This is a genomic window from Achromobacter sp. DMS1 (assembly GCF_001270295.1).
This window is the reverse complement of sequence record NZ_LHSJ01000146.1, coordinates 1-10,302: the sequence shown is the minus strand read 5'-3', so window position 1 is coordinate 10,302 and position 10,302 is coordinate 1. Positions and strand designations below refer to the sequence as shown.

Annotated in this window: 7 protein-coding genes and 2 pseudogenes; 6 read left to right on the top strand and 3 right to left on the bottom strand. The window is 66.9% G+C overall.

Annotation, left to right across the window (positions count from 1 at the left end):
* Positions 1-702: 702 nt before the first annotated feature.
* The 5 genes and pseudogenes from AD428_RS28125 to AD428_RS16455 form a co-directional block, all read left to right on the top strand.
* A complete protein-coding gene (locus AD428_RS28125) occupies positions 703-2,121 on the top strand; it encodes an FAD-dependent oxidoreductase (RefSeq protein ID WP_235490582.1) in 1,419 nt (472 codons plus the stop codon).
* Positions 2,046-2,729, top strand: coding sequence for an ABC transporter permease subunit (locus AD428_RS28120; protein WP_235490579.1), 684 nt, complete (start codon positions 2,046-2,048; stop codon positions 2,727-2,729). Before AD428_RS28125 ends, AD428_RS28120 begins: the two co-directional genes overlap by 76 nt.
* 15 nt (positions 2,730-2,744) lie before the next feature.
* Positions 2,745-3,576: pseudogene (gene phnX, locus AD428_RS16465) on the top strand (phosphonoacetaldehyde hydrolase).
* A 123-nt stretch (positions 3,577-3,699) separates the two neighbouring features.
* On the top strand, positions 3,700-4,722 hold the full coding sequence (locus tag AD428_RS16460; protein WP_053245894.1) for a putative 2-aminoethylphosphonate ABC transporter substrate-binding protein: 1,023 nt from the start codon (positions 3,700-3,702) through the stop codon (positions 4,720-4,722).
* Between the two features lie 59 nt (positions 4,723-4,781).
* Positions 4,782-5,887, top strand: a pseudogene (locus AD428_RS16455) (TIGR03364 family FAD-dependent oxidoreductase); the annotation flags it as partial.
* A 134-nt stretch (positions 5,888-6,021) separates the two neighbouring features.
* Here the strand turns inward: AD428_RS16455 and AD428_RS16450 are convergent.
* From AD428_RS16450 to AD428_RS16440, 3 genes are all read right to left on the bottom strand, one after another.
* On the bottom strand, positions 6,022-7,167 hold the full coding sequence (locus tag AD428_RS16450) for an aromatic ring-hydroxylating oxygenase subunit alpha (protein ID WP_053245893.1): 1,146 nt from the start codon (positions 7,165-7,167) through the stop codon (positions 6,022-6,024).
* A 234-nt stretch (positions 7,168-7,401) separates the two neighbouring features.
* Complete coding sequence (locus AD428_RS16445; protein WP_053245892.1) at positions 7,402-8,412, bottom strand: acyltransferase; 1,011 nt, start codon at positions 8,410-8,412, stop codon at positions 7,402-7,404.
* A 180-nt stretch (positions 8,413-8,592) separates the two neighbouring features.
* A complete protein-coding gene (locus AD428_RS16440; protein WP_053245891.1) occupies positions 8,593-9,561 on the bottom strand; it encodes a Bug family tripartite tricarboxylate transporter substrate binding protein in 969 nt (322 codons plus the stop codon).
* Positions 9,562-9,713: 152 nt separating this feature from the next.
* Between AD428_RS16440 and AD428_RS16435 the strand changes: the two genes are divergently transcribed.
* Positions 9,714-10,302: IclR family transcriptional regulator (locus AD428_RS16435; protein ID WP_053245890.1), on the top strand; the 589-nt coding region annotated here is incomplete at its 3' end.

Below are 10,302 nucleotides of genomic sequence, written 5' to 3'. Positions count from 1 at the left end.
AGTTTTACTCCGACGATTCCGACGAAAGTGGGTCAGTTTTCAACCGGCGTTGACAAGCAGCGGCTCGCACCGCTTCATAGTGACACCAATTTATTTCATGAGGCGAGTGGGGTCGGGCTCATGTTTCACGTGAAACCGTCAAAGAATTGGCGACGGATAGCGAACGATGAATCGCTATCGATTCGGGGTCAGTCGCTGATGCAGCTTGCGGCCTCCCGCACTCGTTGGAGGGGAGTGGAAGGCGGAAAAGCGGGCACAGATACATCGCGTTCTTGCAAATTGGTATTGCCAGACCCGAACCCGTGGATCGGGGAATAGATAACCGCACTCCACCACAAAGGCACGTTGGTATACACAAGCCGCAACCGGCGATGTTTCACGTGAAACAGTTCGCGGTGAAATACAGACGAGGTCGGCGGTGATGTTTCACGTGAAACATCACGATCTCATCGAGAGCGTCTGAAATATCGCGGCTTCCTTTTCTGGCTTGAAACCATCTTGCACGAACGGACGGCCGAGTCATGCCCCAATCGTTCCGTCTGATGTTTCACGTGAAACATCGGCAGCGTAGAGAAAAATGCTCGAAAGCGACATAAACAACAGATAAAGCTTGCTTCGGCGTTGTCTTTGATGTTTCACGTGAAACATCCCACCCCTGCCTCTATAATGAGCACCGAACGCTCTCTTTTTCCTCCCCGCATCATGGATTATCCCCGCGAATTCGATGTGATCGTCGTCGGCGGCGGTCACGCCGGCACCGAAGCGGCACTTGCGTCTGCGCGCGCTGGCGCCCAGACCTTGCTGCTCACGCATAACATCGAAACCCTAGGCCAAATGTCGTGCAATCCCTCTATCGGGGGGATCGGCAAGGGTCATCTCGTCAAAGAGGTGGACGCACTGGGTGGCGCCATGGCGCTGGCCACGGACGAGGCGGGCATACAGTTTCGCATCCTCAACGGGTCCAAGGGACCTGCGGTCCGTGCGACACGTGCCCAGGCAGACCGCGTGCTGTACCGCAAGGCAATACGGAGCCGCCTGGAAAATCAGCAGAACCTTTGGCTGTTCCAGCAGGCCGTGGACGATCTGATGGTCGAAGGCGATCGGGTTGTAGGCGCCGTGACCCAGCTCGGGCTGAAGTTCCGCGCACGCACCGTCGTGCTCACCGCGGGCACGTTCCTCAATGGGCTGATCCACGTGGGGCTGCAGAACTACTCGGGCGGTCGGGCAGGGGATCCGCCCGCGATTTCTCTGGGGCAACGGCTGAAGGAACTCAAGCTGCCCCTGCCCGCGGCCTATGCCTTCGCGTATGGCCTGACCCGCACCCGCCTGCCCGGCAAATCGGCGCTGCGCACGGCGGCGCTGCTGCCGTTGCTCGCGCCATCGCTGCTGCCCGGTATTGCGCTCGTGTACCTGCTGGGCAACCAGGGCCTGCTGAAAAGCCTGACGGGCGGCGCCACCATCTATGGGTTCTGGGGCATCGTGGCGGGCGAGGCGTTCTACACCTTCCCGCATGCGCTGATGATCCTGCTCACCGGCCTGGCGCTGGCCGACGGACGCCTCTACGACGCGGCGCGCGCCATGGGGGCGGGGCCGCTGCGCACGTTCGCCACGGTGACGCTGCCGGGCACCCGCTACGCCGTGTTCTCCGCGTGCTGCGTGGTGTTCACCCTGACCGTGACGGACTTCGGCGTTCCCAAGGTCGTGGGCGGCGACTACAACGTGCTGGCCATGGAAGCCTACAAGGCAGTCGTGGGACAGCAGGACTTTCCCAAGGGCGCGGCCATCGGCATTTTGCTGCTGCTGCCCGCGGTCCTGACCTCGCGCTCGACCGCCGGCTGCGGGCGCGCCAGGGCGCACAGCTCACCGGCCGCGCCCAGCCCTACGCCGCCGGTCCCAACCGCGGCCGCGACGCCGCCTTTCTCGGCCTGTCCGGCCTGGTGGCCGCCTTCCTCCTGCTCATCATCGGCGTGGCCGTGTGGGCGTCTTTCATCAGGATGTGGCCCTACAACCTGTCCCTGTCGCTGCGCTCGTACGATTTCGACAACATGGACGGCGGCGGATGGCTGGCATGGCGCAACAGCCTGCGGCTCGCGGGCTGGACCGCCGCCCTGGGCACGCTGACCGTTTTCCTGGGCGCATGGATGATGGAGAAAGTGCCGGCGCGCGGCGTGGCGGCGCGCGGGTTGCGCGGGCTGGCCGGCATGCTGGCGCTGATGCCCATGGCGGTGCCGGGCCTGGTGCTGGGGCTGGGTTACATCTTCTTCTTCAACAGCCCGTCCAATCCGCTCAACGCGCTGTACGGCACCATGCCGCTGCTGGTGCTCTGCACGGTGGTGCATTTCTACACCAGCGCCCACCTCACGGCCACGACCGCGCTCAATGCGCTGGATCCGGAGTTCGAGGCGGCCTCGGCCTCGCTCAAGGTGCCGCGGCTCGTCACGTTCTTCCGCGTCACGCTGCCCATGTGCCTGCCCGCGGCGCTGGATGTCGCACGCTATCTGTTCGTTTCCGCCATGACCACCGTGTCGGCCGTGGTGTTCCTGTACAGCCCACCCACCGTGCTGGCGGCCGTGGCGGTGCTCAACATGGACGACGCGGGCTTCATCGGACCCGCGGCCGCCATGTGCACCGTAATCATGGCCAGCTCCGCGGCGGCGGCGCTGCTGCTGCACCTGGCCAGCCGGGCCCTGGTGGCGCGCACGCAGGCGTGGCGCCGTCCGGCCGCCTGAACTCTTTACGCAAGGATGATATCCATGACTGCTACCCCATTGCCCGCCGAGCTGGAGGCGGTGATTTTCGACTGGGCCGGCACCCTGGTCGATTTCGGCTCTTTCGCGCCGACCCGCGTGTTCGTGGACGCTTTCGCCCAGTTCGGCATGGAGGTGAGTCTCGAACAGGCCCGCGGCCCCATGGGCGTGGGCAAGTGGGACCACATCCGCGCCCTGTGCGACGAGCCCGCCATCGCGAACCAGTACGAGGCCCGCTTCGGCCGCCTGCCCACGGACGACGACGTGACCGCCATCTACGAGCGCTTTCTGCCCATGCAGCTCGAGAAAGTGGCCCAGTATTCGGCGGCCATTCCCGGCGCGGCGGAGCTGCTGCGCGCGCTGCGCGGCAGGGCCTGAAGATAGGCTCGTGCTCCGGCTACCCGTCCAGCGTGATGCGCCGTGTGGTCGAGCGCGCCGCGGCCGAAGGGATAGAGCCGGACTGCATCGTCGCCAGCGACGACGTGCCGCGCGCGCCCGTCCGGCCCCGGCCATGGCCTTGAAGAATGTCGTCGAGCTGGGCATCTCGGACGTGGCCGGCTGCGTCAAGGTCGACGACACCGCGCCCGGCATCGAGGAAGGGCGGCGCGCCGGCATGTGGACCGTGGGCCTGCTGCTGTCGGGCAACGCCGCCGGGCTGGCGCTCGACGAGTACCTGAAGCTGGACGAGGCGGGCCGCCAGCAGGCCCGCGAGCGCGCGCGCCGCGAACTGTCTCCGGCGGGGCCGCATTACCTGATCGACACGGTGGCCGATCTGCCGGCTGCCCTTGCCGACGTGCAGGCACGCCTCGCGGCGGGCAAGCGCCCCTGATTTCCGCATCGCCTATCGAAAGATAGCCCTCAACCCGTTTCCGCACGATCTCCTGGAACCCGCGCCGCCGGTTCCGGCGGTTTCCTGCGTCCCGTTTTCCGCTCACCCACGGAGTTTTCATCCATGAAACGCTACAAGCTGCTTGCCCTGGCCGCCGCGCTGGCCGGCCTGACGAACACCGCTGCCGCCGCCACCACGCTGACGGTCTACACCGCCCTGGAGGCGGACCAGATCAAGGCCTACCAGGCCGCGTTCGAGAAGGCCCATCCCGACATCAAGATCCAGTGGGTGCGCGACTCCACCGGCATCATCACCGCCAAGCTGCTGGCGGAAAAGAACAACCCCAAGGCCGACGTGATCTGGGGGCTGGCGGGCACCTCGCTCGGCCTGATGGAAAAGGAGGGCATGCTGCTGCCTTACGCGCCCAAGGGGCTGGAGCAGATTTCGCCCAAGATGCGCGACGCCAAGGCCGAGCCGGCCTGGGTCGGCATGGACGCTTTCGCCGCGGCCATCTGCTTCAACACGGTCGAGGCGGAAAAGCAGAAGCTGCCCAGGCCCGCTTCCTGGGAAGACCTGGCCAAGCCGGTGTACGCGGGCAAGATCGTGATGCCGAATCCGGCATCGTCGGGCACCGGCTTCCTGGACGTCAGCGCCTGGCTGCAGCTGTTCGGCGAGGACAAGGGCTGGGCCTACATGGACGCGCTGCACAAGAACATCGGCGCCTACACGCATTCGGGCTCCAAGCCCTGCAACATGGCGGCGGCCGGGGAGTTCCCGATCGGCGTCTCGTTCGATTACCGCGCTGCCAAACTCAAGGCCGACGGCGCGCCGGTGGAAGCCGTGTTCCCGTCCGAGGGCCTGGGCTGGGAAGTGGAGGCGACCGCCATCGTCAAGGGCACCAGGCATCTCGACGCGGCGCGCAAGCTGGCCGACTTTTCCGCCAGCCGCGCAGCCAACGAGCTCTACAAGACCAACTTCGCGGTGCTGGCGATTCCCTCGGTGGCCACGGCCAACCCGAACCTGCCAGCCGACCTGGAGAAGCGCATGATCGACAACGATTTCGCCTGGGCCGCCGCCAACCGCGACCGCATCATCGCCGAATGGACGCGCCGCTACGACGGCAAGTCCGAGCCGAAGAAGAAGTGATGTCCGCCCCGGCCGCCCCCGGCGGCCGGGATTTTCCGTGCGTATCGATGAAGTGCGAAATGAAGACTTTTGACGTAATCGTGGTGGGCGCAGGCATGCTGGGCATCGCGCACGCCTGGGCGGCGGCGCGCCGTGGCCTTTCGGTTGCCGTGATCGAGCGCAGCCGGCAGGCGCATGGCGCCACGATCCGCAATTTCGGCCAGGTGATCGTGACGGGCCAGGCGCCGGGCCTCATGCTTTCGCATGCGCAGCAGACCCGCGAGCTGTGGCTGGAACTCGCCAAAGACGCGGGGTTCCACGTGCGCGCCAACGGCAGTCTGGTGCTGGCGCGCTGCGCGGAGGAGGCCGACGTGCTGGAGGAGTTCGCCGAAACGCGCCTGCGGCAGGAAGGCTACCGCGCCGAGCTGCTGTCGGCCCGCGAGCTGGGGGGGCTGTATGACGGCCGGCTCGCGCACCATTGCGCGCCCTGCGCGGCCAGGACGACCTGCAGATCTATTCCCGCGAGGCGCTGCCGGCCATCACGCGCTACCTGGCCGAGTCGCTGGGCGTGCGGTTCGTCACCGGCACGCTGCGCGCGCGGCGGCGCAGGGCCGGGTGGAAACCAGCGCCGGGGAGTTCCAGGGCTCGCACGTGTTCGTGTGCCCCGGCCACGATTACCTGACCGTGCTGCCCGGGCTTTTCGCGCCGCTGAGCCTGGAAGTGGCCCGGCTGCAGATGCTGCGCGCGGCGTTCGAAACGCGCCCGGTGGCGTTGGACCGGCCGCTGCTCACGGGCCTGTCCTGCGTGCACTACGGCGCGTTTTCCGACCTGTCCTCGGCGCGCGCGCTGCGCGAGGTGATCCAGGCCCGCACGCCCATGCTGCTCGAGAACGGCATCCACCTGCTTATCAGCCCCACGCCCTACGGCGAACTCATCATCGGGGACTCGCACCATTACGGGCAGGACGCGCTGCCGTTCAACGACGAAGCGGTGGACGACGCGCTGCTCGACCTGGCCTCGCAGACCCTGGGCGCCCGTCTGCGCGTGGTGGAGCGCTGGCAGGGCGTGTACGGGGGCGCACGGCCCCGCGCCTTTCTCGGTGTTGCGGGCCGACAACGCCACCACGGTGGCGGTGATGCACAGCGGCGTCGGGATGACGGTCGGCCTGGCCATCGGCGAGCGCGCCGCGCCGAAGCAGCCGGGCGCTGATCGCGGCCGCCGCGCCGCAAAAAAGAAACCCGCCAGCTGCGCGAGCAGGGGGCGGGTTTCGCATGGGCCCCGACGGGGGGGGCTGTCCGGGGCGCCGGGACGACGGGCGGGCTATACGTCCCCCATGATGCGGCGGTACCACTCGTGAAAGTGCTGCATGCCGTCTTCCATGGGCGACTGGTACGGGCCGGTTTCGTTTACGCCGCGCTGCATCAGGGCCTTGCGGCCGGCATCCATGCGCTCGGCGATCTCGTCGTCCTCGATGGCCGTTTCCATGTAGGCGGCGCGCTGCGCCTCGACGAACTCGCGCTCGAAGGCCACGATTTCCTCGGGGTAGTAGAACTCCACGACGTTCACGGTTTCCTGGGGGCTCTTCGGATACAGCGTGGACAGCACCAGGACGTGCGGATACAGCTCGATCATGTGGGTGGGGAAGTACGTGACCCACACTGCGCCGAAGTCCGGCGTCTCGCCTTCGCGGAAGGCCAGCAGGCGGTCATGCCACTGCTTGTACACGTCCGATCCGGGCTGGGCCAGCGCGTTGTGCACGCCCACGCGCTGCAGGCTGTACCAATCGTTGAACTCCCAGCTCAGGTCGTCGCAGGTGACGAAGCGCCCCAGGCCCGGATGGAAGGGCCCCACATGGTAGTCCTCGAGGTAGACCTCGATGAAGGTCTTCCAGTTGTAGTTGCACTGGTGCACCTCCACGTGATCGAGCACGTAATCGCCGAAATCGAATTCCGGCCGCGAGAACAGCGGCGCCATGTCGGCCGCCGGGTCGCGCGGGCCCTCGAACAGCAGGCCGTGGCAATCGCGCAGGCGGTAGCGCTGCAGGTTCATGCAGGGCGTGCTTTCGAATTGGGGCGCGCCCAGCAGCTCGCCCTGGGCGTTGTACGTCCAGCGGTGCAGCGGGCATACGATGTTGCCGCCGGTGGCCTTCAGCGTGCCGTGCGTGTTGCAGTTGCCGCCCACGTTGCCGGTTTCGCCGCCGAGCATGAGCGCCTGGCGGTGGCGGCAGACATTTGAGATGAGTTCGACGCCTTGCTGGTTGCGAACCAGCACACGCCCTCCGTTTTCCTGGACCAAGGTACGCCAATCCCCGATTTCGGGCACCAGCTTCTGGTGGCCGACGTATAGCGAGGATTGCTTGAAAATGAGTTCTTGCTCGCGGGCAAAGAGGGCTTCGTCAAAATAGGCGCTGACGGGGAGCTGGGTGCGAGCTGGCACGACGTGTGCCATCCGACCAATGTCGGTCATGATTCCCTCCGCTCGGATAAAAAAGCCAGGACGGCTGAGCTGCGGCATGCTTTCTGCCGGGCGGTTCCGTTCTGGCGCGAAGAAAAATCGGTCTGGCCGATCAAACAAGGCTGGGATTGTACCCCAACCCTGCAACCCGCGCCCGCGGCCTGTCCCGCTCATGCGTCACCGGCCGGACGGCGGATTGCGCTGGCGCAAACGCGCCGGAAAAAACGCGTTGCGCGGCCGTGCTTGCTACACCAGCCGGCGCGTCGCGGGATGCCGGCGCAGCAGCCAGCTAATGAGCGCGGACAGCGCGAACACGGCCGCCGCCACCAGGGGCACGGTCCACGCGCCGCCCGGCTTGCCCTGCATGGCGCCGGCCCGCTTCGCCACGTCGAGAAACAAGGGGTGGATGAGATAGACGCCGAAGGTCAGGGGCGCGAGCGCCGGCAGCCGCGGCAGGCGGGGCGAGGACACGATGCATTGGAATGCCGCCAGCGACATGAACGGCACGGTGACGCTGAAATAATCATAGAAGTACGTATTGAGGCCCCGGGCGCTCGACAGCAGGTGCACGCCCAGCGCGGTGGCCGCCACCGACAGCGCCAGCACCAGCCCGGGGCGCGGAATGCGCATCTCTCCATCGAAAATCAGACGCCCCGCCACGAAGTAGCCCAGATAGGGCAGGAACCAGGTCAGGAAAAATCCCGCCGGCGCGTGCAGGGCCTGCCGGTAGAGGGCGTCCAGGATGGCGAGGCCCAGGATGCCCACCACCCACAGCGCGCGCGCCGGGGGCGCGCTGCGGGCATAGAGCGCCCGCACCAGCGGGGCGAACAGGTACAGCCCCACGATCATGTACAGGTACCAGAGGTGGTAGTACGGTTCGCCCTGCGCCACCTTGCGGGGCCAGAACGAGATGTCGATGACGCCGTCGTCCCACCAGTCCAGCGCCGTGCGCCAGCCCAGATAGAAAAGGGACCAGAAGACCAGCGGGGCGCAGATGCGGGCCACCCGGCGGGCGTAGAAGCGGCGAGGATCCAGCGGCTTGGCCGGATCCAGCAGCAGGGCGCCGCTGACCATCACGAATACCGGCACGCACCAGCGCGCGGCCGAGTCATAGAGATTGGCGGCCAGCCATGCGCCTTGCCCGTAGGCGGCCGGCTCGCTCACGATGAGGGCGGCGCTGTGCAGCAGCACCACGGCCAGGGCCGCCAGCCAGCGGGCGGCGTCGAGTCGGTCGTAGCGGTCAGTGTCCTGCGGCATGGCTCCTCGCGTGTGGCGCAAAACGCCCGTCCTGGGGCGTTCTGCCATGTCTTCACCTTATCAGCGGGGAGCGCGGGGACGCTGTATCGAGGCGTTAATACTGGTTAACCCCGATCACCGGCCGCGCAGCCGCCGCGTTCGGCCTGCGGCGGCCTACGTTTTGTCACCAGGGCGGCCGGCCTATTGCAGGACGATATGAGCCTGCCTCACAAGCTGTTCCACCACCGGCTTTTCGTTCCGGATCTGCTGTTCCAGCTCCGCGGCCGTACCGGACTTGGGGGCGATGCCCATGTCGAGCATGCGTTTGGCCACCTCCGGGTCGCGCAGCGTGTCGGCCAGGGCGCCCTGCAACCTGGCCAGCACGGAGGCGGGCGTGCCCTGGGGCGCCACGAAGCTGAACCAGGCCGTCATGTCGAAAGCGGGGTAGCCTTGTTCGGCCAGCGTCGCCACCTTGGGCTCGCTGGGCAGCCGCGTGGGGCTGGTGATGCCGAACACCTTGACCTTGCCCGCGTCGGCCTGGGGCATGCCGGTGGCCACCATGTCGAAGAACAGGTCCACGTCTCCGCTGATAAGGGCGGGCAGGGCCTGCGTGGCGCCCTTGAACGGCACGTGCAGGATGTCGATGCCGGCCTGCTTCTTGAAGAGCTCGCCCGCCAGGTGGGACGAGGTGCCGGGCCCGAAGGTGGCGAACGTCAGCTTGCCCGGATGCTGCCTGGCATACGCCACCAGCTCCTGCGTGCTGTTGAAGGGCCGCTTGGGGCTGGACAGCAGCACCAGCGGGCCGATGCCCACCATGCCGATGGGCGCGAAGCCGTCCGGGTCGTAGGGCAGTTCCTTGTACAGGTAGCGGTTGGTGACCAGGGTGGAGTTGGTGGCCATGAGAATGGTGTAGCCGTCGGGCTTCTCGCGCGACACGAAGGACGCGCCGATGGACGTGCCCGCGCCGGCCTTGTTTTCCACGACCATGGCCTGGCCCAGGCTCTTGGCCATGCGCTCGGCCAGCAGGCGGGTCAGCACGTCGGTGGCGCCCCCGGCGGGAAAGGGCGAAACCACCTTGATGGGGCGCGACGGGTAGGTGTCGGCCTGGGCGCCGAGCGCGGCAGCGCTGAGCATCAGGGTGGCGAGCAGTTTGAGTCCGGTGCGAATCATGTTTTCCCCTTGGAATCGCGTGGAGTGGGTGGGTTTTCCGGGCCGGCTGCCTTTTTCCCGGCTTGCCAGCCTGGCCGAGCCTGGTTTAAATTCCGATGTATGGAATTTAATTTTGTTATTCGGAATAAAATATAAAAACGAAGCGAGCCGAAATGCAATCTTTTTCTGCCGGCAAGCCTGGCCGCCTTCCGGCGCTCAAGCCCGACCAGCAGCCCGAGCGCAGCAAGCCCGCGCGCCGCAAGCGCAAGACGGGGCCCGCCACGCAGCCGCCCGCGCAGTCGCCCGATTTCATTACGGCGCTCGCGCGCGGGCTGGACGTGCTGCGCTGCTTCCGGCATGGCGCGGGCGCGCTGGGCAATCTGGACCTGGCCCGTCTTACCGGCCTGCCCAAGCCCACCATCAGCCGCATTACCTACACGCTTACGGAGCTGGGTTATCTGCGCTATCACGGCGACACGGGCAAATATTCGCCGGGCTACGGCGTGCTGGCGCTGGGTTATGGCCTGCTGGCGGGCCTGGAGGTGCGCGAGCTGGCGAAATCGTCCATGAACGAACTGGCCGCGGCCACCGGGGCCGCGGTGGCGCTGGGGGCCTTCGACGGCGACGCCATGACCTACGTGGAAGCGGTCCACGGCTCCTCGGCGCTGTACCTGCGGCTGCCGGTGGGGTATCGCGCCAGCCTGGACAGCGCCATGGGGCTGGCCTATCTCGCCAGCCTGCCCCGGCACGCGTGCGACGCCG